The organism is Luteimicrobium subarcticum (genome assembly GCF_002798015.1).
Taxonomy (GTDB): Bacteria; Actinomycetota; Actinomycetes; order Actinomycetales; family Cellulomonadaceae; genus Luteimicrobium; species Luteimicrobium subarcticum.
Genome location: NZ_PGTZ01000008.1, coordinates 343,483 through 368,280, shown reverse-complemented (window position 1 = coordinate 368,280; position 24,798 = coordinate 343,483). Strand labels below are relative to the sequence as shown.

25 protein-coding genes are annotated in these 24,798 nt (G+C 74.2%); 10 read left to right on the top strand and 15 right to left on the bottom strand.

The window, feature by feature from the left end; genetic code table 11:
- Window positions 1-17: 17 nt before the first annotated feature.
- The 13 genes from CLV34_RS10475 to CLV34_RS10415 form a co-directional block, all read right to left on the bottom strand.
- Window positions 18-746 carry an ABC transporter ATP-binding protein gene (locus tag CLV34_RS10475; protein WP_100350217.1) on the bottom strand — a complete coding sequence of 243 codons (729 nt, stop codon included), beginning with the start codon at window positions 744-746 and terminating at the stop codon, window positions 18-20.
- Window positions 747-758: 12 nt separating this feature from the next.
- Entirely contained in the window at window positions 759-1,871 is a 1,113-nt protein-coding gene (locus CLV34_RS10470) for an ABC transporter permease (RefSeq protein WP_100350216.1), read from the bottom strand.
- A gap of 53 nt (window positions 1,872-1,924) precedes the next feature.
- Entirely contained in the window at window positions 1,925-2,656 is a 732-nt protein-coding gene (locus tag CLV34_RS10465; protein ID WP_281255190.1) for an alpha/beta fold hydrolase, read from the bottom strand.
- A 4-nt stretch (window positions 2,657-2,660) separates the two neighbouring features.
- Window positions 2,661-3,353, bottom strand: coding sequence for a GntR family transcriptional regulator (locus CLV34_RS10460; RefSeq protein WP_100350214.1), 693 nt, complete (start codon window positions 3,351-3,353; stop codon window positions 2,661-2,663).
- Between the two features lie 42 nt (window positions 3,354-3,395).
- Window positions 3,396-4,997 (bottom strand): ABC transporter substrate-binding protein, encoded by a 1,602-nt coding sequence (locus tag CLV34_RS10455; protein WP_211289412.1) that lies wholly within the window; start codon window positions 4,995-4,997, stop codon window positions 3,396-3,398.
- 80 nt (window positions 4,998-5,077) lie between these two features.
- A complete protein-coding gene (locus CLV34_RS10450) occupies window positions 5,078-6,076 on the bottom strand; it encodes an ABC transporter permease (protein WP_100350213.1) in 999 nt (332 codons plus the stop codon).
- A complete protein-coding gene (locus tag CLV34_RS10445) occupies window positions 6,073-6,933 on the bottom strand; it encodes an ABC transporter permease (protein ID WP_100350212.1) in 861 nt (286 codons plus the stop codon). The genes CLV34_RS10450 and CLV34_RS10445 overlap by 4 nt, the downstream gene beginning before the upstream one ends.
- Window positions 6,933-8,528 (bottom strand): ATP-binding cassette domain-containing protein, encoded by a 1,596-nt coding sequence (locus CLV34_RS10440; protein ID WP_100350211.1) that lies wholly within the window; start codon window positions 8,526-8,528, stop codon window positions 6,933-6,935. The genes CLV34_RS10445 and CLV34_RS10440 overlap by 1 nt, the downstream gene beginning before the upstream one ends.
- Window positions 8,525-9,457, bottom strand: a complete 933-nt coding sequence (locus CLV34_RS10435) for a polysaccharide deacetylase family protein (protein ID WP_100350210.1) — start codon at window positions 9,455-9,457, stop codon at window positions 8,525-8,527. The genes CLV34_RS10440 and CLV34_RS10435 overlap by 4 nt, the downstream gene beginning before the upstream one ends.
- Complete coding sequence (locus CLV34_RS10430; RefSeq protein ID WP_100350209.1) at window positions 9,454-10,965, bottom strand: amidohydrolase family protein; 1,512 nt, start codon at window positions 10,963-10,965, stop codon at window positions 9,454-9,456. Before CLV34_RS10430 ends, CLV34_RS10435 begins: the two co-directional genes overlap by 4 nt.
- Window positions 10,962-11,672 carry an aspartate/glutamate racemase family protein gene (locus tag CLV34_RS10425; RefSeq protein WP_100350208.1) on the bottom strand — a complete coding sequence of 237 codons (711 nt, stop codon included), beginning with the start codon at window positions 11,670-11,672 and terminating at the stop codon, window positions 10,962-10,964. Before CLV34_RS10425 ends, CLV34_RS10430 begins: the two co-directional genes overlap by 4 nt.
- Entirely contained in the window at window positions 11,672-12,562 is an 891-nt protein-coding gene (locus CLV34_RS10420) for a carbohydrate kinase family protein (protein WP_100350207.1), read from the bottom strand. Before CLV34_RS10420 ends, CLV34_RS10425 begins: the two co-directional genes overlap by 1 nt.
- Entirely contained in the window at window positions 12,555-13,745 is a 1,191-nt protein-coding gene (locus CLV34_RS10415) for an SIS domain-containing protein (protein ID WP_100350206.1), read from the bottom strand. The genes CLV34_RS10420 and CLV34_RS10415 overlap by 8 nt, the downstream gene beginning before the upstream one ends.
- A gap of 388 nt (window positions 13,746-14,133) precedes the next feature.
- On the opposite strand from CLV34_RS10415, the gene CLV34_RS16380 reads away from it, so the two are divergent.
- The 9 genes from CLV34_RS16380 to CLV34_RS10370 all read left to right on the top strand — a co-directional run bounded on the left by CLV34_RS16380 (window position 14,134) and on the right by CLV34_RS10370 (window position 23,044).
- Window positions 14,134-14,301, top strand: a complete 168-nt coding sequence (locus CLV34_RS16380; protein WP_157803792.1) for a hypothetical protein — start codon at window positions 14,134-14,136, stop codon at window positions 14,299-14,301.
- Between the two features lie 101 nt (window positions 14,302-14,402).
- Entirely contained in the window at window positions 14,403-15,650 is a 1,248-nt protein-coding gene (locus CLV34_RS10410; protein ID WP_100350205.1) for a zinc-dependent alcohol dehydrogenase, read from the top strand.
- On the top strand, window positions 15,647-16,696 hold the full coding sequence (locus CLV34_RS10405) for an NAD-dependent epimerase/dehydratase family protein (protein ID WP_100350204.1): 1,050 nt from the start codon (window positions 15,647-15,649) through the stop codon (window positions 16,694-16,696). The genes CLV34_RS10410 and CLV34_RS10405 overlap by 4 nt, the downstream gene beginning before the upstream one ends.
- Window positions 16,693-17,793: an acyl-CoA dehydrogenase family protein gene (locus tag CLV34_RS10400; RefSeq protein WP_100350203.1), complete on the top strand. Its 1,101-nt coding sequence runs from the start codon at window positions 16,693-16,695 to the stop codon at window positions 17,791-17,793. The genes CLV34_RS10405 and CLV34_RS10400 overlap by 4 nt, the downstream gene beginning before the upstream one ends.
- Complete coding sequence (locus tag CLV34_RS10395) at window positions 17,787-19,220, top strand: bifunctional PIG-L family deacetylase/class I SAM-dependent methyltransferase (protein WP_100350202.1); 1,434 nt, start codon at window positions 17,787-17,789, stop codon at window positions 19,218-19,220. The genes CLV34_RS10400 and CLV34_RS10395 overlap by 7 nt, the downstream gene beginning before the upstream one ends.
- Window positions 19,217-19,996: a glycosyltransferase family 2 protein gene (locus CLV34_RS10390; RefSeq protein WP_100350201.1), complete on the top strand. Its 780-nt coding sequence runs from the start codon at window positions 19,217-19,219 to the stop codon at window positions 19,994-19,996. The genes CLV34_RS10395 and CLV34_RS10390 overlap by 4 nt, the downstream gene beginning before the upstream one ends.
- Before the next feature lie 415 nt (window positions 19,997-20,411).
- Window positions 20,412-21,371, top strand: coding sequence for an NYN domain-containing protein (locus CLV34_RS10380; protein WP_100350303.1), 960 nt, complete (start codon window positions 20,412-20,414; stop codon window positions 21,369-21,371).
- Window positions 21,372-21,485: 114 nt separating this feature from the next.
- A complete protein-coding gene (locus tag CLV34_RS10375) occupies window positions 21,486-22,277 on the top strand; it encodes a hypothetical protein (protein ID WP_100350200.1) in 792 nt (263 codons plus the stop codon).
- Window positions 22,277-23,044 (top strand): class F sortase, encoded by a 768-nt coding sequence (locus tag CLV34_RS10370; RefSeq protein WP_100350199.1) that lies wholly within the window; start codon window positions 22,277-22,279, stop codon window positions 23,042-23,044. The genes CLV34_RS10375 and CLV34_RS10370 overlap by 1 nt, the downstream gene beginning before the upstream one ends.
- A 72-nt stretch (window positions 23,045-23,116) precedes the next feature.
- Here CLV34_RS10370 and CLV34_RS16375 read toward each other — a convergent pair whose 3' ends face one another.
- Both CLV34_RS16375 and CLV34_RS10360 read right to left on the bottom strand, forming a co-directional pair.
- Window positions 23,117-23,725 (bottom strand): hypothetical protein, encoded by a 609-nt coding sequence (locus tag CLV34_RS16375; protein ID WP_157803791.1) that lies wholly within the window; start codon window positions 23,723-23,725, stop codon window positions 23,117-23,119.
- 66 nt (window positions 23,726-23,791) lie between these two features.
- Complete coding sequence (locus CLV34_RS10360) at window positions 23,792-23,992, bottom strand: hypothetical protein (protein WP_100350197.1); 201 nt, start codon at window positions 23,990-23,992, stop codon at window positions 23,792-23,794.
- Between the two features lie 137 nt (window positions 23,993-24,129).
- Here CLV34_RS10360 and CLV34_RS10355 point away from each other — a divergent pair, with 137 nt between their 5' ends.
- Window positions 24,130-24,765, top strand: a complete 636-nt coding sequence (locus tag CLV34_RS10355; RefSeq protein ID WP_100350196.1) for a dihydrofolate reductase family protein — start codon at window positions 24,130-24,132, stop codon at window positions 24,763-24,765.
- Window positions 24,766-24,798 lie beyond the last annotated feature (33 nt).

Here is a 24,798-nt window from a genome sequence, read left to right as displayed (position 1 = left end):
GGTACCGCGAGCCGACGTCACGCCGCCTCTCCCGTGCCCGGCGACGTGCCCGGCGACGTGCGGGGCGACGTCTCCACCAGCCGACCGTCGACGAGCTGCTCGCGCCGGTCGACCGCGTCGAGCGTGGACTCGTCGTGCGAGACGAGCAGCGTGGCGGCGCCGAGCTCGCGCGCGAGCGACGTGATCAGCTCGATGATCTCGGTGCCGCGTTCGTGGTCGAGGGCCGACGTCGGTTCGTCGACGAGCAGCACGTCGGGCGACCCGGCGAGCGCCCGCGCGATCGCGACGCGTTGACGCTGCCCGCCCGACAGCGTGCCGGGCCGCTTGTGCGCCCACGGCCCGAGCCCGACGGCGTCGAGCACCGAGAGTGCGTGCTCTCGTGCGGCCGACGGGCGCTTGCCGCGCAGGTGCGACAGGAGCTCCAGCTGCTCGAGCGCGGTCAGGGACGCGATGAGCTGGGGCTGCTGGAACACGAAGCCGATCCGGTCGAGCCGTGCCCGCGTCGCGACGTCGCGCGTGGTGGTGGTCGTGAACAGGGGCTCGCCGTCGCCGAGGGTGACGCTGCCGGACGTGGGCGGCGTGAGGCCGCCCGCGACCGCGAGCAGGCTCGACTTGCCCGATCCGGACGGTCCGAGCAGAGCCGTCGTCGTGCCCGACGGGACCGTCAGGGACACGTCGTCGACCGCGGTCAGCGTCGACTCCCCGTCGGGGTAGACGAGCGTGACGTGCTCGAGGTGCAGGTCCATGAGGGCTCCCGATCAGCGGGCCGCGAGCGCGGCGTGCGGGTCGACGCGGGCGATCTGGCCGACGGCGAGCGCGGCGCCGAGCAGGCCGAGCACGACGAGGACGACGGCGGGCAGCAGCACGGTCCCGGCGGAGACCAGCACGGGCACCACGGGTTGCAGCAGCACGGCCGTGACCGCGGCCAGGACGGTGCCGAGACCCACGCCGATCACGAGGATGACGAGCGCCTGCCCGATCGCGTCGCGCAGCAGGTAGCGCGTCGAGGCACCGAGGGCCTTGAGCACCGCGATGTCGCCGCTGCGGCTGATGGTCCAGACCGTGAAGAACGCCCCGACGACGAGCGCGGAGATGCCGACGAGGAAGACCTCCATGAGCAGCAGCGAGCCGTGCTCGGAGGAGTACGAGCTGATGGCGCTCTTCGCGGCGCGGCGGGTCTCGGTGACCGTGCCGATCTTCTGGTCGGCGGCGGCGAGGTCGGCGCTGCTGTCGGTGGTCAGGGCGACGACGGTGGCGACGGTCGTCGGTGACGCCCCCGGGGCGAGGTGGGCGCCGAGGCTCTGCCAGTCGTCGAGCGCGAGCCAGACCACCGGGGTGTGGGCGTACGCGGCGGTGTCGCCGAGCACGGCGGACACCGTGAGGTCGAGGTCGCCGGCCGTGACGGCGTCGCCGGCGTGCACGCCCAGGTCGTCGGCCGCGCCGCTCGAGAGCAGGACCGTTCCGGCGGCCACGTCGGTGCTGTCGTCGGGCAGCAGACCGGAGCCCGGTTCGACGCCGAACGCGGTCACCGCGGCGGTCGTGGTCGCCGAGGTGGCGCGCGCCGTCGCGATGCCGAGCGGCTGGGCGTCCGTGACGCCGTCGACGTCGGCCCAGGCCTTCCACTGCTCCTCGGTCACCTGCGAGCCGGTGAACGTCGGGCCGCCGCCCGGGCCCGCGGGCTCGGCGTCGTCGGCCACGGTGAACGCGAGGTGGTCGGCGGGGAGCTGCGTCACGGCCGACGTCGAGTCCGCGCCGAGCCCCTGCGTGAGCGAGGCGAGGAACACGACGAGGTAGGTGATGAGCACGATGACGGACGCCATCAGCAGGAAGCGACCCCGGGCGAAGCGGAGGTCGCGCAGGGCGACGAACATGCTGGTCACCCTGGCACGCGCACGCACGGGCTGCATCCGGGGTGCCGGCGCCCTCAGGAGCGGATGAACTCCAGGATGTCGCGGTCCAGAGCCTCCTGGTACGCGCCGTAGATCCCGTGCGGCGCACCCGGGTAGACCTTGAGCGTGACGTCCTGGACGAGCTCGGCCGTCTTGAGCGCCGAGTCGGCGAGCGGCACGATCTGGTCGTCGTCGCCGTGCGCGACGAACATCGGTACGTCGAGAGCCTTGAGGTCGTCGGTGAAGTCGGTCTCGGAGAACGCCCTGACGCAGTCGTAGGCGCCCTGGAGCCCGACGAGCATGCCCTGGCGCCAGAAGTCCTCCCGGGCGCCCTCGGAGACCTCGGCGCCGTCGCGGTTGGCGCCGAAGAACGGGAACGCGAGGTCGCGGTAGAACTGCGAGCGGTCCTTGAGCACGCCGGCGCGGATCTCGTCGAACGCCTCGATCGGCGTGCCCTCAGGGTTGGACGAGGACTTGACCATGACGGGCGGGACGGCGCCCGCGGTGATGATCTTCGCGACCCGGTCGCCGCCGTGCTGCGCGGCGTACCGGACGACCTCGCCGCCGCCCGTCGAGTGCCCGACGAGCACGAGGTCGCGCAGGTCGAGCGCCTCGACCAGGGCGGCGAGATCGGCCGCGTACGTGTCCATGTCGTTGCCGTCCCACGGCTGCGCGGAGCGGCCGTGCCCCCTGCGGTCGTGCGCGATCGCTCGGTAGCCGTGGTCCGCCAGGAGCTTCATCTCGACCTGCCACGCGGCACCACACAGGAGGTCAGTCGCCCGGCGTCCCGGGCCCGCCCTGCGCGAGCGCCGCGAACGACGGCTCCCGGTCGCGCTCGATGTGCGCGTACGCGACGGCCTCCGCGACCCGCTCGTTGCCCGACGCGATGGCGTCCCGCAGGCTCACGTGCTCGTCGAGGGCGTCGTCGACTGGCAGACCGCTCGTCCGGTAGAACAGCCAGGTCATGCGCCCCGAGATGGTGCGCATCATCTTCAGCATGAGGTCGTTCGCGGCGGTCTTCACGATCGTCTCGTGATAGGCGGTGCTCGCCTGGGCGATGGCGTACGCGTCCCGCTCCTGGACCACCCGACGGGAGGCGGCGAGCGCCTCGTCGAGCGGTGCCATGGAGCCTCCGAGCGCGATCTGCCGGGCGGCGTGCCCGGCGGCGCCGACCTCGAGGCACAGGCGGACGTCGAACAGGTCGTCGATCGCCTTGGTGTCCCAGGTCGTCACCATCGCGCCCCGCCGCGGGAACGTCTGGACGAACCCGTCCCGTTCGAGGAGCGGCACCGCCTCGCGCAGGGGCACCCGCGAGACCTCGAGCTCGTCACCGATGCGCTGCTCCGGCAGCCGGCTCCCCTCGGGGTAGTGCCCGAGGATGATCCGCTCGCGCACGGTGTCGTAGATCTGGCGCGAGAGCGAGCGCGCGGGCGCGGTCGCGGGCGCCGTCGTCGTCGTCGTCATGATGCCCTCCGGGTGGCGTCGTCCATCAGGACCGGCCTCCTGTCACTTCGCGACCCCGAGCTTCGAGAAGTCGAGCTCGTTCGCACCGATGTTCTGTGCCTCCGCGACGCCCGTCAGCCACTTCTGGGCGAGCACCCAGTCGCGGTTGTACGAGAGGTTGAGGAAGCAGCCGGTCTTCCCGTAGGCCTCGCCCGCGGCGAGGTACGCGTCCACGTCGCCCGTCTTCACGGCGTCGTCCAGCGTCTTGTTGACGTCCGCGGACTGGCAGCCGAAGTAGTTGATCCCGCCGGACGCGTCCCAGAAGACGTGCCCCCACATGTACGGGTCGCCGCCGTCGGGTCCGTTGTTCCCGTCGATGAACGCGTCCGGGCCCTTCGTCGGGTCGTTGATCCACCCGAACACGGTCGAGGTGTCGTAGCCCTGGGCGGTCGCCTTCAGGCCGTCTGCGACGAGGTTCGCGACGACGATGTTCGCCATCTGCTGCGCGTTGACGTTCCCGTTGGCGTACCCGACGACGAGCTTCGTGCCGCCCGCCGGGTGGGCCTTCAGGTAGTCCGTGAGCGCAGCGGGGTCGTGGCTGATCGCCTGCTTGTCGCCGCCGCCCGGGATCATCCCCTTGGCATACATCGTCGTCGCGACCGACGACCGCTTGCCCAGCACCTGGCTCACCAGCTGAGACTGGTCGATCGACTGGAGGAACGCCACCCGGGCGTCGGCGTCGGCGAAGAAGGCGTGCGACGAGTTCACGGTGACCATGGCGCCCTGCAGCGTCGGCAGGAAGTAGTTGGCCGCGTACGACGCCTTCGCGTACTTGTCGAGGCTCGACGACGGCAGGGCGGCGACGATCGCGTCGACCTTGCCGTTGTCGAAGCCCAGCTCGAGGGCCGACTCGTCCGTGTACACGGGCAGGTCGACCGTCGTGAACGGCGACGTCGTGCCCCAGTAGCCCGGGTACTGCTTCAGCACGTACCGCACGCCGGTCTCCGCGGACGAGAGCGTGTAGGGCCCGGTGCCGAGGTCGTGCGACGCGAGGTAGGTCTGGGCGTCGTCGCCGCCCGCGTGCTTCGTCAGCCCGGTGGGCGACTCCATCTTGGGCCCGAACGGCGAGGCCAGGTAGCTGAGGAACGCGGCGTTCGGGGACGCCAAGGTCACCACGGCGGTCGACGCGTCCGGCGTCGCGACGCTCTTGACCCCCTCGACCATGTAGGCGGCGCCACCCTTGACGGCGATGCGGCGGTCGAACGCGACCTTGACGGCCGCCGACGTGAAGGGCGTGCCGTCGTGGAACGTCACCCCGTCGCGCAGGTGGAACGTGTAGACGGTGTTGTCCTTGCTCACCTCCCACGACGTGGCGAGCCGCGGCGCGATCTGCACCGTGTCGGTGTCGTTCTTGTACTGGACCAGACCCTCGTAGACGTTGGTCATGATCGCCGTGCCGTTGTTGGCGTAGTAGATGTCCGGGTCCGGCGGCTGGCCGATGTCGCCGAGCAGCCCGACGGTGAGCGTGCTGTCGCCCGACGCGCTGCTCCCGGGGGCGCTCGCGTCGGTCCGGGTGCCGGAGCTGCACGCGGACAGCGCGAGCAGCGGCAGCAGGGCGCCCGCGACGACGAGGCGGGTCGACGATCTCCTGGTGCGGTGGGACACGATGTTCTCCTTCGGTGCATGACGGGCGTGGTGCGGGGAGGACGGTGCGGGCAGGGCGGACGGCCGCTCGGTGCGGCGGCTCACTCGGCGACCACCCGGGGGTCGCAGACCGCCTGGAGGAGGTCGACGAGCGTGTTGGTCAGGACGTAGACGGCCCCGAGCACGAGCGTCACGCCCGCGATCGCGGGGAAGTCGGCGACGGGGATCGACGCCGCCAGGTAGTTGCCGATGCCGGGCCACGAGAACACCTGCTCGACGACGACGACCCCGGCGAACATGAACCCGAGCTGCAGGCCGGCCATCGCCAGGGTCGGTCCCACGGAGTTGCGTACGACGTGGTGCGCGAGGACCCGCCGTTCGGTGAGCCCCTTCGACCGCGCGGTCCGGACGTAGTCGGTCTCGAGCGCGCCGTCGAGCGAGGCGCGGAAGATGCGCCCGATCGCCACGGCGGGAGCGATCGCGAGGACCGTCGCGGGCAGCACGAGGTGCCACACGGCGTCGAGGAACGCGTCCGTCTGGCCGTGCAGGAGCGTGTCGAGCACCAGCATCCCGGTGGGGCCGGGGTCGACGTAGTCGCCCCTCCCGCCCGCCGGGAGCCAGCCGAGCCTGCCGAAGAACACGATGATCCCGACGAGCGCGAGCAGGAACGGCGGCGCGGACGCGAGCACGAGGAGCACGCCGCGCAGGGGCGCCGCGCCGGGCCAGCGCCGCGTCGCCGACAGGGCGAAGAGCGCCGCGAGGACGAGCGCGAGGCCGAACGCGGCGAGCACGAGCTCCGCCGTCGCCGGCAGGTAGGTCTGCAGGTCGTCGGTCACGGCATGGCGCGTCCGCAGCGAGCGCCCGAGGTCGCCCGTCACCGCGCCGGCCAGGAACCGGCCGTACTGGACGAAGAAGGGGTCGTCGAGCCCGAGCTGCTCGCGCTCGGCGTCCACGGTCGCCGTGGACGCGTTCGCACCCACGTACGCGCGGGCCGGGTCGCCCGGCGACACCTGCTGGAGGAAGAACACGACGAACGACAGGACGAGCAGGATCACGACCGCCGCGCCGAGGCGCCTGGCCAGGAATCGGAGCACGGTCATCGCCTCCCGGAGACGAGGTTGCGGATCGCGTCGCCGCCCAGGTTCGCCACCAGGGTCAGGACGAGGACGGCGAGGCCGGGGATCCCGGGCACCCACCACTGGCTGAGGAGCTGGCTGAGCGCCCGCGACGTGTCGGCGCCGAGCTCGGGGGCGGGCGCCTGCTGGCCGAGCCCCAGGAACGAGAGCCCCGCGAGCAGCAGGACGACGTTGCCGACGTCGAGGCTCGCGGTGACGATCGCCGTCGGGACGACGCCCGGGAGCAGGTGCCGGGACAGGAGCCGGAACCGGCCCGTCCCCACGAGCCGGGCCGCCTCGACGTGCGGCCGGGCGGCGAGCGCCTTGACCTCGCCCCGGAGGATGCGGGCGTAGTAGGGCCACCAGACGATGACCACACCGACGAGGGTGTGCGTGAGGCCGGGTCCGAGCGCCGCCACGATGGCGATCGCGACGAGGGCGCCGGGAAGCGCGAGGAAGAGGTCGGTCACGCGCATCAGCACGGCGTCGACGCGGCCCCCGCTCGCGCCGGCGACGACGCCGACGGTCCCGCCGACGACGAGGCCGACAGCGACGACGGCCAGGGCGCTGAACCAGCTCGACTGGACGCCGACCAGGGTGCGCGACAGCAGGTCGCGCCCGATCGAGTCCGTGCCGAGCAGGTGGCCAGGGCTGAAGGGCGGGAGGTTCAGCGGCCCGACGGGCTGGATGGGGTCGTAGGGGGCGAGCACGCGGGCGAGCGCGGCGACGAGCGTCACGAGGACGAGCACCCCCACGAGCGCGAGGTTCACGGGGCGGGCGATGTCGAGCCCCGACACGGTGCCGGGGCGCAGGCGGGCCCGGGGGACGAACGTGGTGGACATCAGGCGGCTCCCTCGGTGCGGCCGACGAGCTCGGGGACGGCGGCGAGCAGGCTCCGGGTGTAGTCGTGCTGGGGGTCGTCGATCACCTGGTCGGGCGGCCCGACCTCGACGACGCGTCCGGCGCTCATCACGGCGATCCGGTCGCCCATGAGCCGTGCGACCGCGAGGTCGTGGGTGACGAACACGACCGTCATCCCGAAGCGCGCCCGCAGGTCGCGGATCAGGGCGAGGACGCTCTTCGCGAGCGCGGCGTCGAGCGCGCTGGTCGGCTCGTCGCAGAGCAGCACCGACGGGGGCACGATCGTCGCGCGGGCGAGGGCCACGCGCTGGCGCTGCCCGCCGGACAGCTGCGCCGGCCGTGCCCGGGCGACCTCGGGACCGAGCCCGACGACCGCCAGGGCGTCCTCGACGCGCGCGCGGACGTCGGCCCGCGGGAGCCGGCGACCGCGCAGGCGCTCGGCGAGCGTCTCGCCGACGGTGAGCCAGGGCGTCAGGGACGAGCCGGCGTCCTGGAAGACCATCTGCGCGCCGCCCCCGCCCACGACCTCGACCGTGCCGGAGGTGGGCCGGTCGAGCCCCGCGATCATCCGCAAGAGGGTCGACTTGCCGGACCCGCTCTCGCCGACGACCGCGAGGGCCTCCCCCGCGGCGATCCGCAGGTCGACGCCGTCGACCGCCGCCACGGTCTGTCCCCGGCGACGGGTGCCGAACTCGCGGCGCGCCCCCTCGACGACGACCGCGGCCGGGGCGTCCGCGCCCGGCGCGGCGAACCGTTCGTCGCGGGGCGATCCCAACGAGAGGCGGGACGCGAGGAGCGACCGGGTGTAGTCGTGCTGTGGCGCGCGCACGACCTGCGCGGCAGGACCGACCTCGACCAGCTCCCCGCGGTACATCACGGCGAGCCGGTCGGCGATCTGGTCGGCCACGGCGAGGTCGTGCGTGATGAGCAGCACGGAGCACCCGAAGTCGTCGCGGAGCTCGCGCAGCAGGTCGAGGAGCTGCGCCTGGACGGTGACGTCGAGCGCCGTGGTCGGCTCGTCGGCGACGACGAGCCGCGGCCGGCCCGCCACCGCGATCGCCGCCATGACGCGCTGGCGCAGGCCGCCCGACAGCTCGTGCGGGTAGACCCGCAGCCGGAGGGTCGCGTCCCGGACGCCGACGGTCTCAAGCAGGCGGACCGACTCGTCGTCGTCGTGGGTGACCTCCCGCAGCTGGCGGCCGACCCGCATGGTCGGGTTCAGCGAGGTCATGGGGTCCTGGAAGATCGCGCCCAGGGCGTCCCGGCGGACGCGTCGGCGGGTGGCCTCGTCGGCGGCGACCATGTCGACCCCGGTCACGCTGACCGTGCCGGTGCTCTGCGGCCGGGACGCCTGCGGCAGCAGGCCGAGGAGGCTGAGCGCGAGCACGCTCTTGCCGGACCCGGACTCACCGACCAGTCCGAGGACCTCGCCGGGACGGATCACGAGGTCGACGTCGTGGAGCACCTCGGTACGCGCGCCGTCCCGGACGAGCGAGAGCGAGAAGCCCTCGACGGTGGCGACAGGCTCGACGGCCTCGTGCCGGACGGTCTCCGGCTGCGTCGCGACGGCGCTCATCGCAGCGCCGCCCGGACCGACGGGGCCGACGGGGCCGACGGAGCCGAGGGGGCGAGGCCCGGGAAGAGGTCCGGCGTGGCCAGGACGGCACGGTGGATCTCGCCGGGCGTGGTCAGCCAGACGCCGGGGCGGGGTGCTGCCAGGTGCGCCAGCGCGCGCTCGACCGCTCGCAGCCGGAACGGCGCCCCCGTGATGAACGAGTGCAGCACCACGCTCATGACGAGCGGGCGCTCCGCGGACGCCTCGAGCAGGGCGTCGAACTCGTCCACGACCATGTCGGCGAAGGCCCGCGCGGGGGTCTCGCGCCCGATCATGGTGCTCGAGTCGTTGATCTCGGCGTTGTACGGGATCGAGAGCAGCGGCCCGGAGCGCGACGTGAGCCAGACGGGCTGGTCGTCGAGGCGGAGGTCCAGCAGGTACCGGTACCCGGCCTCGACGAGCAGGTCGACCGTCGACGGCGTGTGCGCGAGCCACGGGCTCGACCACCCGCCGGGCGGTGCGCCCTCGTGGCGCTCGATCCGTGCCGCGACGTCACGCAGGTAGTCGCCCTCGGCGTCCGGGGTCATGCCCGCGAGCGAGTCGGAGTTGCTGCGCCCGTGCGCGACGATCTCGCCGCCCACGCGCCGCGCCGCCCGGACGACGTCCGGCGCGGTGTCGTAGACGTCCGTGTTGAGCAGGACCGTCGGCGGGACGCCGAGGCGTTCGAGCGTGTCGAAGAGCGCGAAGGCGCCGACCCGGTTCCCGTAGTCGCGCCACGCGGTGTTGACGAGGTCCGGGGCCGGTACGCCCGGGAGCGCGTCCTCGGTGTGCCCGTCGCCGAAGCGGTACTCCTCCACGCCCACGCAGACCATGACGGCGAGGCCGGCGCCCCCCGGCCAGGTCCCGCGCGGTCGGTCCGGCATGCTGCGGTACTCGTAGCGTGCGTTCATCGTGTGCCCACCCATCGTGTGAATCCGACGTCTGTCGCCGCTGCCCGGCGCACCACGCGCTGGTAGGCGGGGACCAGGTGCTGTGCCGCGTCGCGCGCGGCGTCCACGGCCGGTCGTCGCGCGGCGAACAGCTCGCGCGCCTCGGCCAGCAGGGACCGCTCGTCGACGGTCGTGACGTGACCGTCCTCGGCGACGACCCGCCCGTCCACGACGGTCATGACGACGTCGTGCCCGTCCTCGCAGTGGACGAGCTGCTCGCGCAGGTCGTTGAGCGGCGTGAACGCGAGGGCGTCCAGGTCCAGGAGCGCCAGGTCGGCGAGCATCCCCGGGCGGACCGCACCGAGCTCGCCCGCCCGTCCCTGGGCGCGCGCGCCGCCCTCCCACAGGGCCGTCAGGATCTCCGTCGAGGTCGGCCAGTCGTCGCTGTCGAGCCCCGACACGTTGTGGATCAGCCCGGCCGTCTTCGCGACCGACCACACGTTGACCGTGTCGTCGCAGATCGCCTCGTCGGTGCCGAGCGCCACCGGGATGCCGCGGTCGAGCGCCGCCCGCCACGGCATGACGCCACTGCCCAGGCGCAGGTTGCTCACCGGGTTGTGCGCGATCGTCGACCCGGCGGCGGCGACCAGGTCGAGGTCGTCGTCGTCGACCCAGACGGCGTGGATGACGTTCGTGTGGGGCCGGAGCAGGCCGAGGTCGGCGGTGTACCGCACCAGCGAGCGGCCGGCGAACCGCGGCTGCTGGTCCGCGAGGGTGCGCTGCGCCTTGGTCTCGAGCATGTGCGCGAACAGCGGCAGGCCGTGCCGCTCGGCGAGGTCGTCGAGCGCGGCGAAGTACTCCGGGCTGACCCGCTGGGGCGCCGACACCGACACCGCGGCGCGGATGCGGTCGCCGGCCGCTCCGTGCCAGGTCGTCAGCAGGTGGTCGTACGCCTCGAGCAGCCGTGCCGCCGGCGCGGGGGCCGGCGCGTCGAGCGTCGACCGCACATCTGCGAGCTCGTCGAGGAACGGCAGCTTGTCCCGCTCCGGCAGCTCGGGCTGGTCGAGCGCGAGGGTGGCCCGCATGCCGCTGTCGCGGTACGCGGACGCGACCGCGTCCACGACCTCCGGGACGGGCTCCGGCATCAGGAAGGCGTCGTCCTGCACGCTCGTGACGCCGAGCCGCAGCATCTCGATCGCGCCCAGCATGGTCCGCAGGTAGGCCTCGCGCGCCGTGGGCGCGAGGGCAGCGTCCGCCGGCGACTCCTGGAGCATGAAGAGCTCGAGCGGCAGGCTCCGCACGGAGCCCTTGAGGTGGTTGGCCGGCGAGTGGAAGTGCGCGTTGACCAACCCGGGGACGAGCAGGCAACGTCCGTCGCACGCGACGACCCGGGCGTCCGCAGCGCCCTGCCGGTCCCACGGACCGACCGCGGCGACCCGGTTCCCCTCGACCACGACGTCGGTCGGGCCGAGCATGCCGCTCGGCGCCGCGGCGTCGTAGACGAGGACGTCGGTGAACACGAGCGTCATGGGAAGAGCACCTCCGGGAGAGCGGGGACGGCGGCGAAGCTGCTCGCTCGCGACGTGCCCAGCCGCATGCGGTGCAGCCCGACCGCCATGCCGACCGCGGCGGCGACACCCTCGATCACCGGGACGCCGAGCTCGGCCTGCAACGGGTCGACCAGGTCGGCCAGGCCGGCGCAGCCCAGCACGACCGCCTCGGCCGCGTCGAGCTCCAGCGCCGCCCGGCTCTCGGCGACGAACGTCTCCAACAGGTGGGTCGACCCGGACTCGAGATGCGCGACGGGCACGTCGACCGCGCGGACGGTGCACCGGTGCTCGAGCCCGAGCGCGCGGACCACGCGCTCCGAGTGGGCCCGCGTCCGGGTGGGCAGCGTCACGACGGTGAAGCGGTGCGCGACGAGGCACGCGGCCATCAGTGCGGCCTCGGTCATCCCGACCACAGGACCGGACGCGACCTCCCGGGCCGCCGCCACGCCCGTGTCCCCGAAGCACGCCACGACGAACGCGTCGGACGTCGCGTCGTGCGCACGGACCTGCTCGAGCACGCCGGCCGCCGCGACGACCTCTTCCGCGTGGCTCTCGACGCTCGGCACGCCCCCGCTCGGATGGACCCCGAGAACGTCGACGTCCTGGGGCGCGACGGCCGCGGCCGCTCCCGCGATCCTGCGTGTGAGCTCGTCGGAGACGTTGGGGTTGACGACGGTGAGCCGCATCAGCGCGCCACCTCCGACTCCATCGAGCGCACGGCGTCCGCCAGCGCGTCGACCCCGACGCCCGACACGGCGACGCGCGCGACCGCGCTCGCGGCCCGCGCGGCGGCGACCGGGTCCCCGCTGCGCAGGTGCTCGACGGCGAACGCCCCGCAGAAGGCGTCGCCGGCGCCGGTGCTGTCCGTCGGGACCACGCGCTCCGCCGGGACGACCACGGGCGTGCGGCCCCTGCGCGTCGCGACGAGGCACCCGTGCTCGGCGCGCTTCACGACGACGACCGGCACGACCTCGAGGAAGCACCGGATCGCGTCCTCGACGTCGTCGACCCGCGCGAGCGCCAGCGCCTCCACCTCGCTCGGCAGGAAGACGTCGCACGCCGCGACGGCCTCCAGGAGCGCTCTCTCGTTGCCTGGCACGTAGTCCTCCTGGGGGTCGAGGTAGACGGTCGCGGACGTCCTCGGGCGCAGCCACGACGACAGCGCGAGCTGCGCGGCGAGCGCCATCCCGGACAGGAGGACGCCGTCTGCGGCGAGCATCGCGGGCGTCACGTCCGCCGGGCCGGGCGACATCTCCTCGAAGTGCCGCTCGCCGTGGACGAGCTCCCAGGTGCGGCTGCCGTCGGCCCGGTACCGCACGACGTCGAGGACGGTCGGGAGGTCACGCGCCGGGAGGTCCTCGGGCGGCGTGCCGGCCAGGCGCACGACGTCGGCGACAGCGTCGGGCACGTCGTTGCCGAGCGGCGCCAGGATCTGAGGCTCTCCGCCGGCGAGGCGCGCGGCGAGCGACGCGAAGACCGCGTCACCCCCCACCGCGGTCGTGCGCCGCCCGTCGGGAGCGACGGCGACGTCGAGCGTCACGTTCCCCGCGCACACGAGGGTCGGGCGCTCAGGCACGCGCCACCGCCGCGTCCGTCTCGGCCGCGCGCACGCCGGCGAGCCCGAGGTGGTAGCCGACGAGCTGCGCGGGCAGCACGAAGAGCAGCGGGGACAGCGGCTCCGGCACGGCCGGCAGGAACAGCACGCCCTCGGCGTCGAGGTCGTCGAAGGCTCGCTCGCCCTCGGTGGTCACGACGTACAGCCGGCCGCCCCAGCGGTGGGCGTCCCGTCCGGTGTCCGTGGCGCGGGGCACCGTGGGCCCGGACGGGGCGAGCAGGACGAGCGGCTCGTCGGGCTTCTGCGAGGTGTAGTGGTGGTACTCCTCGACCTGGACCGCGAACGCGTGGCCGGGGGTGCACTCCTTGACCTTGGCGGCGCCCATGGTCGCGGCGGCGGCGCTGGGGCCCCCGCCCGCGAAGAGCACGGTGCGCGACCGGACCTCGCGCTCGGCGATCGCCGCCACGGTCGCGTCCGTGCGCCCGAGCGTCACGGCCATGAGGCCGGGCAGGGCGTCGAGCGCGGACCGGAGCTCGCCGGCGCCCGTCGCGCCCCGGCGCTCACCGACCCGGACCGCCAGCTCCAGCAGGAGCGCCAGCGCGGCGGTGGACGACTGCGTCGGCCAGCCGACGCGGGTCGCCTCGACCTGCAGCGCGGTCGTCGCCTCGCGCTCGAGCGTCGAGCCGCGCGTGTTGGTCAGCGCGACCGTATACATCTGGTGCCGCTGGGCGACGAGCAGCGCCTCGACCGTGCGGGTCGTCTCCCCCGAGCTCGACAGGGCCAGGACCGCGGTCGAGGCGTCGAGCGCGTGCGCCGCGTAGTAGGCGAACTCCAGGCTCTGGACCGGTTCGCACGGCACGCCGAGCATCTGCTCGAGCGCGAGGCGTGCTCCGGCCATGACGGCGAGCGAGTCGCCGGCGCCGACGAGCACGACGCGCCGGAAGCCGGCTGCGAGGCGCTCGGCCACGGCGTCCAGAGTGTTGGCGTTGCGGAGCAGCGTGGCCCGAACCGCCTCGGGCTGGGCGAACAGCTCGGGACCGGTGGCCTCGATCCGGGCGCGCCGCCGCGGGTCGAGGAGGTCGTCGCTCGGCAGTGCGAGGATGTGGGCCCGCTCCGCGGCCGACACCGTCTCGACGACCGCGCGCTGACGGTCGTCGAGGATCGTGGACCCCGGCTCCAGCAGGGGTGACGCCCAGGTCGACATGGTGGCTCTCCTTCGGCGGACGGTCTCGGCCGAGGGAGCGCTGCACCCTCTCGGATGCCGCGACGGTATACAGTTTGCGTTTCCACGGTGTGTGCCGATGTGTCGACCGCGTTACAGTCCAGACGCCGCACCGTGCCGGGCAGTGCCACGTCGTGCCGGGTCGGACCAGTCGCGCCGCGCCGGGTCGGACCCGGACCACGCCGAGGTCAGGCCCGCAGCGTCAGGAGCAGCTCCTCGACCTCGGCGCCCCGGCCGTTCGCGTGGTCCCGGGAGGTCGGCGTCGCGCACCTCCCGCAGCCGCACCGTCGTCGTCCGCTCCATCCCTCACCTTCGATGCCCGGCACCCGGTCGCCGCGCGTCGCCACGCCATCGGCGTAGCGTCGGAAAGATGTTGACACTCGTGGTAGTGCTCCTGGTGCTCTGGCTGGTGCTGGCCGTGGTCGGGTTCGCCGTCCACGGCATCCTCTGGCTCGGGATCATCGGGGTCATCCTGTTCGTCGGGACGGCGATCGTGGCTGGCACGCGACGCTCGGCCCGCAAGAACCGGACGATCTGAACCCCGTACGTCCTGCGTCGGCCCACCGGTCCTCGTAACGTGGCTGACGGGTCAAGCAGGTGGCCCGTCCGTGGCGCTCACGCGCCCAGCGAAAGGCCACCGTGCGAGCTCTGACCTGGCAAGGCGTGCAGGACGTGCGCGTCGACTCCGTCCCCGACCCGAGGATCCTGGAGCCGACCGACGCGATCGTCCGCATCACCTCCACCGCGATCTGCGGCTCCGACCTCCACCTCTACGGCGTCCTGGCCGCCTACCTCACACCCGGCGACGTCCTCGGCCACGAGCCGATGGGCGTCGTCGAGGAGGTGGGCCCCGGTGTCACCCACCTCCGGCCCGGCGACCGCGTCGTCGTGCCCTTCAACGTCTCCTGCGGCTCCTGCTGGATGTGCGCGCGCGGGCTGCAGAGCCAGTGCGAGGTCACGCAGGTGCGCTCCCGCTCGAAGGGCGCCGCCCTCCTCGGCTACACGAGCCTCTACGGTCAGGTCCCCGGCGGGCAGGCCGAGTACCTGCGGGTCCCGCAGGCCCAGTACGGACCGGTCCGCGTCCCCGACGACGGCTGGCCCGACGAGCGCTACCTCTACCTCTCCGACGTGCTGCCGACCGCCTGGCAGGCCGTCGAGTACGCCGACGTGCCCCCCGGCGGGTCGGTCGTCGTGCTCGGGCTGGGTCCCGTCGGCCAGATGGCGGCGCGCGTGGCGCTGTACCGGGGCGCCGCCACCGTGATCGGCGTCGACCTGGTCGCGGAACGTCTCGCGATGGCCGCCCGCCACGGGGTGGACGTGCTCGACCTCGGCGCCGTCGACGACCTGCCCGCCGCGATCCGGGACCGCACCTCGGGGCGCGGCCCCGACGCGGTGATCGACGCCGTCGGCATGGAGGCGCACGGCTCGCCCGTGAGCGAGCTGCTGCAGCGCGGCGCGGCGTACGTGCCCGGCGTCGTCGCCCGGCCCCTGATCGAGAAGGCCGGCGTCGACCGGCTCGCCGCGCTGCTCTCGGCGATCGCGATCGTCCGGCGCGGCGGGACGATCTCGCTGTCCGGGGTCTACGGCGGCGCGCGGGACGCGCTGCCGATGATGGAGCTGTTCGACAAGCAGGTCACCCTGCGCATGGGCCAGGCGAACGTCCGGCGGTGGGTCGACGACCTCCTGCCGCTCGTCGCCGACGAGTCCGACCCGCTCGGCGTCCTCGACCTGCGTACCCACCGCGTCGCGCTCGAGGACGCGCCGGCCGCGTACGAGATGTTCCAGAAGAAGCAGGACGGGTGCGTCAAGGTGGTGCTCGACCCGACCCTCCCGGCAGGCGGCGTCCGACCGCCCGACGGGACGCCGGAGGACGGGGCGGCGTCGTGAGGGTCGCGGTCGTCGGTGCGTCGGGCAACTCCGGCTCGGCGCTGCTCGGCGCGCTCGCCGCCGAACCGTCGGTGACGGACGTCGTCGGGATCGCCCGGCGCCGGCCCGACACGTCGTCACCGCCGTTCGACGGCGCGCGCTGGGTCACGGCCGACGTCGGCGAGGCGACCACGTCGCCCGTGGAGGAGGACGGGCTCGTCGACCGCCTGGCCGGCGCGCTCGACGGCGTCGACGCGGTCGTGCACCTCGCGTGGGCGATCCAGCCGAACCGGGACCGGGACCTCCTGCGGCGCACCAACGTGGACGGCACGCGCCGGGTCGGGCAGGCCGCGGCGCGCGCGGGGGCGCGGCACCTCGTGGTGGCGTCGTCGGTCGGTGCGTACTCGCCCGTCGCCGACGACACGCCGCGGGACGAGTCCTGGCCCACCGGCGGCGTGCCCACCTCGCACTACAGCGTGGACAAGGCGGCGCAGGAGCGCGTCCTCGACGGCCTCGAGAGGGAGCACGACGACCTCGTCGTCACCCGCCTGCGCCCGTCCTTGATCTTCCAACCGGGGGCGGGCGCCGAGATCGACCGCTACTTCCTCGGACCGCTCGTGCCGCGCGGACTGGTCCGGCCGGGGGTGCTGCCCGTCGTGCCCCTGCCGGCCGGCCTGCGGCTCCAGGCCACCCACGCCGACGACGTCGCCCGCGCGTACGTCGCCGCGATCGTCCGAGGCGCGGCCGCCCGGGGGGCGTTCAACGTCGCCGCGGCCCCCGTCCTCGACGGCCGCGCGGTCGCGGAGGTGCTCGACCACGGGCACGTGCTCAACCTCCCGCCCGGGCTCGTCCGACGGGTGCTCGCCCTCGCCTGGTCCGCGCACGCCGTCCGGGCCGACGCAGGCTGGCTCGACATGGCGATGGGCGCGCCCGTCATGGACACCTCCCGGGCGCGTGACGTGCTCGGGTGGGCGCCCCGGCACGACGCCGTCGAGGCGCTCCGCGGCGTCCTCGAGGGTCTCGCCGCCGGACGCGGACGTCGCAGCGACCCCCTGGACCCCGCATGACGGGTGCACCGGTCCGGCTCGGGCCTACGGCCACCCCGGAGTCGGCCGACGCCACGCGACGGCTCGCGGCGGCGCTCGGGACGGTCGACACCCTCGGCACGGACGTCCGCGCGACGCTCGACTGGGCGCGGGAGATCGGTGCCTGGGCACCGCACCCGGGATCGGGACGCACCCGGGAGCTATGGGAGCTGCTGGCGTCGACCGCTGCGCTCGACGTCGGGGTCGCTCGCATCCTCGAGCCGCACCTCGACGCCGTCGCCGTCCTCGCGCAGGCGCCCGACCCCGTCGACCTCTCGCGGGTCGACGCCGACGCCGCAAGCACGTGGGGCGTCTTCGCCGCCGAGGGACCAGGCGTCCGGCTCACGGCCTCGCCGGAGCTGGGCGCGGCCGCCGCCGAGGGGGTCTGGGTGCTGGACGGGGTGAAGCCGTGGTGCTCGCTCGCCGGCGACCTGTCGCACGCCCTCGTGACCGCGTGGACCGACGAGGGCCGTCGCCTGTTCGCCGTGGCGCTGCGCGGGCCCGGTGTGGAGGCCGCGACCGGACCCTGGGTCTCGCGCGGACTGCAGCAGGTCGTCAGCGCACCCGTGTCGTTCTCGGGAGCGCCCGCCGTCCCCGTCGGCGGCCCGGAGTGGTATCTCCGGCGTCCCGGGTTCGCGTGGGGCGGCATCGGCGTGGCCGCCTGCTGGTGGGGCGGCGCCGTCGGTGTCGCGCGGGACCTGGCGGCAGTCGCGACCGGCGGAACGCGCGATCCCGACCAGGTGGCCCAGGCGCACCTCGGCGCGGTCGACGTCTCGCTCCACGCCGCCCGGACGACCCTCGCGGAGGCCTCCCACCTGGTCGACGCCCAGCGCGACGGTGTCTCCGCCGACACCGCGCCGTCGTTGCTCGCCAAGCGCGTGCGCGGCGTCGTCGCGCGCACCGTCGAGGAGACGCTGCAGCGCGCCGCCCACGGGCTCGGCCCGGGCCCGCTCACGCAGGACGAACGGCACGCGCGACGGGTCGCCGACCTCGCGGTCTACGTGCGCCAGTGGCACGCCGAGCGCGACGACGCGTCGCTCGGCCGTGAGCTCCTCGCGACGGACGGGACCGGATGGTGAGCTTCGACCACCGCGAGCCCGGCACCCCCGAGCAGCGGTGGCTCGCGACGGACTGGTGGTCCGACCTGCCGGCTCTGGAGCTCGACGACGTGCGCCGGGTCGTCGTCGTGGCCGCCCACCCCGACGACGAGAGCCTCGGTGCGGGCGGGCTCGTCGCACGGGCGACGGCCCTCGGGATCGCCGTGACGGTCGTCGTGGCGTCCGACGGCGAGGGCTCCCACCCGGCCTCCCCGGCGCACACCCCGGCGGACCTCGCGGCGACCCGGCGGCGCGAGGTGGTCACCGCTGTCGGCGCGCTCGGGCGCCGCGTGGCCCTGAGGTTCCTCGCCCTGCCCGACGGCGGCCTGCGCGAGCACGCCGGCACGCTCGAGGACGAGATCGAGGCCGCCCTCGGGCCGGCAGCGCGCAGGTCGGGCGTGCTCCTGTGCGCGCCGTGGCGCGGTGACGGCCACCGGGACCACCGCGTCGCCGGCGCGGCCGCAGCGGCCGTGGCGGGTCGCGCCGGCGTGACCCTGCTGGAATACCCCGTCTGGTTCTGGCACTGGGGCTCGCCGGACAGCCTGCCGGGCGACCTCCCGGTGCGCTCGCTACGACGCCTCGACCTGGCGGGCGACGAACGCGACGCGAAGTCGCGCGCTGTCGCCGCCCATGCGTCCCAGCACCGTCCGCTGTCCCCCGCGCCGGGGGACGAGGCGCTGCTGCACGCCGAGATGCTCGGGCACTTCGCCCGACCCTTCGAGGTGTTCGTCCGGACCGACGCGTCATCGGCCCGCGCCGATCCTGCGGACAGCGCGCCGGGGTGCCGATCCGACGGCGACTCCCTGCCCCGGGCCTTCTTCGACGACTTCTACCGCGGCAGGTCGGACCCCTGGGGGTTCGAGACGCGGTGGTACGAGCAGCGCAAGCGCGCACTCACCGTCGCGTCGCTGCCGCGCGAGCGGTTCACGTCGGCGCTCGAGGTCGGGTGCTCCACGGGGCGTCTCACCCTCGACCTGGCACCGCGCTGCGACCGGCTGCTCGGCGTGGACATCGCGGCGGCACCGCTCGCCGTCGCCCGGCGTCGCTTCGCGGGGACCCCCTGGGACGCGGTCACCTCGTTCGAGCAGCGCGCGCTGCCCGACGACTGGCCGGACGGCCGGTTCGACCTCGTCGTGCTGTCCGAGGTCGGGTACTACCTCGGGCGCGCCGACCTCGACCGCCTGCTCGACGCCGTCACCGGGGCGCTGACGCCCGACGGCGTCGTCGTCGCGTGCCACTGGCGGCACCCGGTGGCCGAGTACCCGCTCGGCGGTGACGCGGTGCACGACGCGCTGGCGGCCCGCGGCGACCTGGACCGCGTCGCCCGGCACGACGAGGCCGACTTCCTGCTCGACGTGCTCACGCCGCCACCTGGCCGCTCGGTCGCGCAGGTCGAGGGGCTCGCGTGACGCCGCCCCGGCCTCGTGGCACCACGGACGCGGTCGACCTCGTCGTCGTGGTCGTCCCGGTGCACGACGAGGAGGAGCTCCTCCCGCGCTGCCTGGCGTCGCTCCGCCGCGCCGTCGACCACGCCGTCCCGGACCGCGTCCGCGCCACCGACGACGCAGGCCCGCGCGACGACATCGGTGTCGCGTACCAGGTCGTCGTCGCGCTCGACGCCTGCCGGGACCGTTCTGCTGCCATCGCGTCGGCGTCCGGGTTCGACACCGCCGTCGTCGAGAGGCGCAGCGTCGGTGCCGCGCGGGCCGCCGGGTACCGGCACGCGCTCGAGGCGGCAGCGGTCCCGTCCCGACAGGACCCGCATCGCGTCTGGCTGGCGGCGACCGACGCGGACTCGGTGGTGCCGCCGCACTGGCTCACGACGCAGCTCGACCTGGCACGCGGGGGCGCCGACGTCATGATCGGCACCGTCCGGCCGGATCCTGCCGACCTGACCCCGGCGCAGCGCGAGGCGTGGCACGCTCGCCACGTCCCCGGCCAGGCGAACGGGCACGTCCACGGGGCGAACCTCGGCGTCCGTGCCGACCTCTACCTGGCTGCAGGCGGCTTCCAGCCGCTGCCCGAGCACGAGGACGTGGAGCTGGTGGCGCGGCTCCGCCGCGCGGGCGCCAGGACGGTCGCCACCGACGCGTGCTGGGTCCGCACGTCGGGACGGAGCCACGGCCGCACCCCGGGCGGCTACGCGCGCTACCTGCGTGAGGACCTCATGGCCCGATCCGGGTGACACCGAGGCAGCTGTCGCGCCGCGGCACGATGCGCCCGAGGTTCGCACCGCTCCGCACACCCCCGCGACGGGCGGGAGGACGATGGACCTCGACGTGCAGGGCGTCGCGCAGGACGCAGCCACCGGCCCGCTGCCCGCCCCCACTGATCGCCCACGTGAACCTCGACAACACCCCCTTCGCGTCGAACGACGCGCTCGCACACACCGACGCGACCCCGCTCCAGGTCGCCGCCGCCGTCGCCGTCAACGAACAGGGCCGCCTCGACCCTCCAGACCGGGCTGCTCGTGCTCGCCGGCATGAGCGCACTCGCGATCATCCCGGCGAGCCGCCTCCCCTCCTACCGCCCGCACGAGATCCCCGCGCCGGACGCCACGACGGACGACGCCTGAGGGCGTCCCCTGTCATGCTGTGCGCGTGCGCTCCCACTGCTCCGTCTTCGTCGACGCCGGGTACCTCCTCGCCTCGATCGCGACCCGCGTCACCGGCACCTCGCTCCGCAGCGGTATCCACGTCGAGTACCGGCGGCTCATCGAGGCGCTGATCGCGCAGGCGCAGGAGCTCTCCGGACTGCCGGTGCTCCGCGTCCACTGGTACGACTCGGCGAAGAACGCCGTCCCGGACGCCCAGCAGGAGCGCATCGGCGAGCTGCCCAAGGTCAAGCTGCGGCTCGGCCGGTTCGGGGTCGACGGCCAGCAGAAGGGCGTCGACCTGCGGCTCGGGCTCGACCTCGTGACGCACGCGCGCAACGGCGCGGCCGACGTGTTCGTCCTGGTCTCCGGCGACGACGACCTCACGGAGGCCGTCGAGGAGTCGCAGGTCCACGGCGTCCAGGTCGTCGTCATGGCGGTCCCGACCGTCGCCGGCAAGGCCCACGGCGTGAGCCGCCACCTGGTCCGCGCGGCCGACGAGCTCGTCACGCTCTCCCCCGACGCGATCGACGGCGCGGTGATGAAGGTCGAGGCCCCTGCGGAGCCCGCGAGCGCGACGACGGCGCGCCCGGCGCCCGTCGGGCCGACGCCCAAGGACATCGCGTCGAGCATCGGCCGGCCGACGTCCAGCGAACCGCGCCCCGTCGTCGTGTACTCGAGCAGCACGGGCAGCGTCAGCCGTCCGACGCACCACGACGACCTCCTGGACGACCCGTCCGAGGTCGTCGCCGCCGTCGTCGACCGGGTGCTGCAGTCGCTCGAGCGCAGCGCCACCGCCGAGTCCTGGTCGGGGCTCGAGCGCGGGCGGCCCTCGATCCCTCGCGAGATCGACAAGGCGCTCCTGCTGGACGCGAGCGACGCGCTCGGCATCTACGACCTCTCCGACCACACCCGCTACGAGCTGCGCGACCAGTTCTGGAACCGGTACGACGAGATCCGCACCTGAGACCCATCCACACCCCCGCGTGCGCCGAACCCCGTGCAAGGCCGCCACCGTGCGGCACCCGGCACGACACCCGACGGCGGACACCCGCCCGCGGGTGAACCGAAGGGATGGCACATGAACAACCGCACGCGAGCTCTCCTCACCGTCCCGGCGCTGGCCGTCGGGGCGCTGTTCGCCGTCGCCGGTCCGGCGTCGGCCGCGGAGTCCGGCTCCGGCCAGGCCGACCTGCGTCCCGTCGTCGGGAACGGCGTCGACGCGTCCGGCACGGCGATGGTCTCCATCAAGGACGACGTGCTCACCGTCACCTACAAGGCGACCGGCCTCCTCGCCGGGAGCCCGCACGCCGCGCACATCCACTTCGCGGACGACTCCCAGCACCGGTGTCCAGTCATTGCTGACGACACGAACGGCGACGGCCACATCAACACCTCCGAGGGCATGAAGGCCTACGGGATGATCGAGGTCTCGCTGACCACCTCCGGCGACACGTCGGCCAAGTCGGCGCTCGACGTCAAGCGGTTCGACACCGCGAAGGGCGGCACGATCGACTACCAGCGCGGGTCGATCAAGGTCTCGGACGCCGTCGCGAAGGACATCCTGTCCGGCGGCGCGGGGATCGTCGTGCACGGCGTCGACTACAACAAGGACGGCAAGTACGACGGCTCGACGAAGTCGGACCTCGACCCGTCTCTGCCCACCGAGGCGACCGACCCGGCCCTGTGCGGGATCATCGGCGCCTCGCAGATGTCGATGATGCCTGACGGTGGGGCGCAGACCGGCTCGGGGTCGACGACGGGCGTCGAGCACACCGGTCTGTTCGTCGGGGGCGGCCTCGCGCTGCTCGCCGGCACCGCCGCCGCCGTGGCCACGCGCAGCCGTCGCCGCACCGCGGACGTCGAGCGCTGATGTCCGACGACGACGCCCGCGCCCGGGACGACCGCGGCGACGCGGCACGCACCCCGGGCGGCGGGCGGCGTCGCGCGTGGACCGTCGCCGCGGTGGCCCTGCTCGTCGGCGGGGCCACCGCGGTGGCGGTCGGGCTCGCGACACAGACCCCCTCCCCTCCGGCTCCCCCCGCAGCCTTCGCCACCGACGCCGCGCCCGCGACGACGCCCGAGGTGTCGGACGATCCCACCGCCCGTCCCACCGGTGCCGCAGGCGGCGGCGCCGCGGTCCCGGCGCCCGCGAAGGCCGCTGCGCCCACCGCTCGCCCGGCCGCCCACGTCGCGCGACCGACCCAGATCTCGATCCCTTCCGTCGGCATCACGTCGCCCCTGCTCACCATGGGGCTCGCGAAGGACGGGACGATCGAGGTCTCCACGCCCGGCAAGAACTACGACAAGGCCGGCTGGTACGAGGGATCGCCCCGCCCGGGGCAGGACGGCCCCGCCGTGATCGAGGGGCACGTCGACGGCCCGGACGGACGGTCCGTGTTCTACGCGCTCGGCGCGGTGAAGCCCGGCGCGGCGGTGCACGTGGCGCGCGCCGACGGGACGACCGTGACGTTCGTCGTCGACAGGGTGGCGTCGTACCCCAAGGACGACTTCCCCGTCGAGACCGTCTACCGCAACACGAAGGGTCCTGAGCTGCGTCTCATCACGTGCGGCGGGGCGTTCGACCGCAGCACCGGCCACTTCGTCGACAACGTCGTGGTGTTCGCGCACGAGCGCTGACCGCTGCGGGCAAGACCACTCCGGGCCGGCCGGCGACGCAGGCCACCGGGCGGCCGGGCGGTCGGTCGGGAGTCAGTGCGTCGTCACGGGGGCGAGGTAGAGGTAGGGGGCACAGCCGCCCTCGCCCGGCGCGAGCAGGATCCGGTCGAAGTCCGAGAAGAGGAACGCCTTGCCCTGCGCCGGGCGGACCACGACGACGCACTCGCTCGTCCCGGGGACCCCTGCGGTCACGACGAGTGCGTCGTCACCGAGCTCCGCCTGGACGAGCGTGCCCGCGGGCACCACCCGCTCGACGGCCGCGACGCCCGCGGCCCGCGCGCCGGCGGCCGAGGGATCCCAGGGCAGCCGGGCGACCGAGGCCACCACGTCGTCGGCAGGGAGCGGACCATCCGGCGCTGCGGTGCCGTGCCACTGGTCGGCGTTCCCCGGCGCGACCTCAGGCCCGTCACCCTCCGGTCCGGCACGGTCGGCCGCACCCCCTGAGCCCGGCCCGGGCGAGCCGTCCGGCGTGGTCGTTCCCCCGGGCACCGGCACGGAGAGGCTGCGGTTGGCGTCCGCCCACTCGTCGAGCCCGTGCAAGAACGCCGCCGCGACGAGCACGACAGCCCCGACCACCGCGACGACGACGCCGATCGCGACCTTCCCACCCCATCCGATGCCCCCCTGCTTGGTCGATGCCATCGTCGGAGTCTGGCACGACCCGACGACGGACTGCGCCGGCGGCAGAGGCCCGCGGGGTCCGGAACGTCAGGCCGTGAGGTGGCGCCGGTGCTCCTGCTCCGCCCACGCCTTCGCTTCGTCCACGGTGGCGAAGATGCCGGTGTGGTCCGTCGTGGGGAACGGGTAGTCGAGCTCCCACGTGCCGTTGCCGAGCAACGTGACGCGATACCCGCCGCCCCGCTCCCCCGCCACCCATCCGGTCTCGACGAACTTCCAGTCCAGGGCCATGGCGACGAGCGTAGGGGCCCTGCCGCGCCGTGGCCCGACGAGCGCCCCTTCTCGCCCGGGCGACGAGTTTCCGACCTCACGGCGGTCGGTCGACAGTGACGGCAGTGACAGCCGGACACCACACGGAGGACCACACCATGGGCATCATCCAGATCGAGCTGTTCGCCACCCTCGACCTCGTCGCGCAGGCCCCCGGCGGACCGGACGAGGACCCGATCGGGTTCCCGTTCGGCGGGTGGCAGGCGCCGCTGATCGACGACGTCGCCGGGGCCCAGGTCGCCGCGGCGTACGAGGGCACGGACGCCCTGCTGCTGGGCCGCCGGACGTACGACATCTTCGCCGGGTACTGGCCGCAGTACGCGGGCGAGGAGGACAACCAGATCGCCACCCTGTTCAACGGGATCCCGAAGTACGTGGCGTCGCGTGGGCGGCCGAACCTCGACTGGGCGGGATCGTCACAGCTGGGCCCCGACCTCGCGGCCGCGGTCGCGGAGCTCAAGGAACGCCACGAGAACGTCAAGGTCGTGGGCAGCCTCAACCTCGTGCAGACCCTGCTGCGCGACAAGCTCTTCGACGTGCTCGACCTGTGGGTCCACCCGATCCTGCTCGGCACCGGCAAGAAGGTGTTCGACGGCGGCGCGGTGCCGACCACCCTCACGCTGCTCGAGCCGCCGGCGCCCAGCCCGTCGGGGACGGTGCTGCTGCGCTACGGCCTGGCGGACGGCGTCCCCGCGACCGGTGACATGGGCGCCCCCGACCGAGGCGCCGCCTGACGGCTCAGCGCTCGCCGGCTCAGCGCTCGCCGG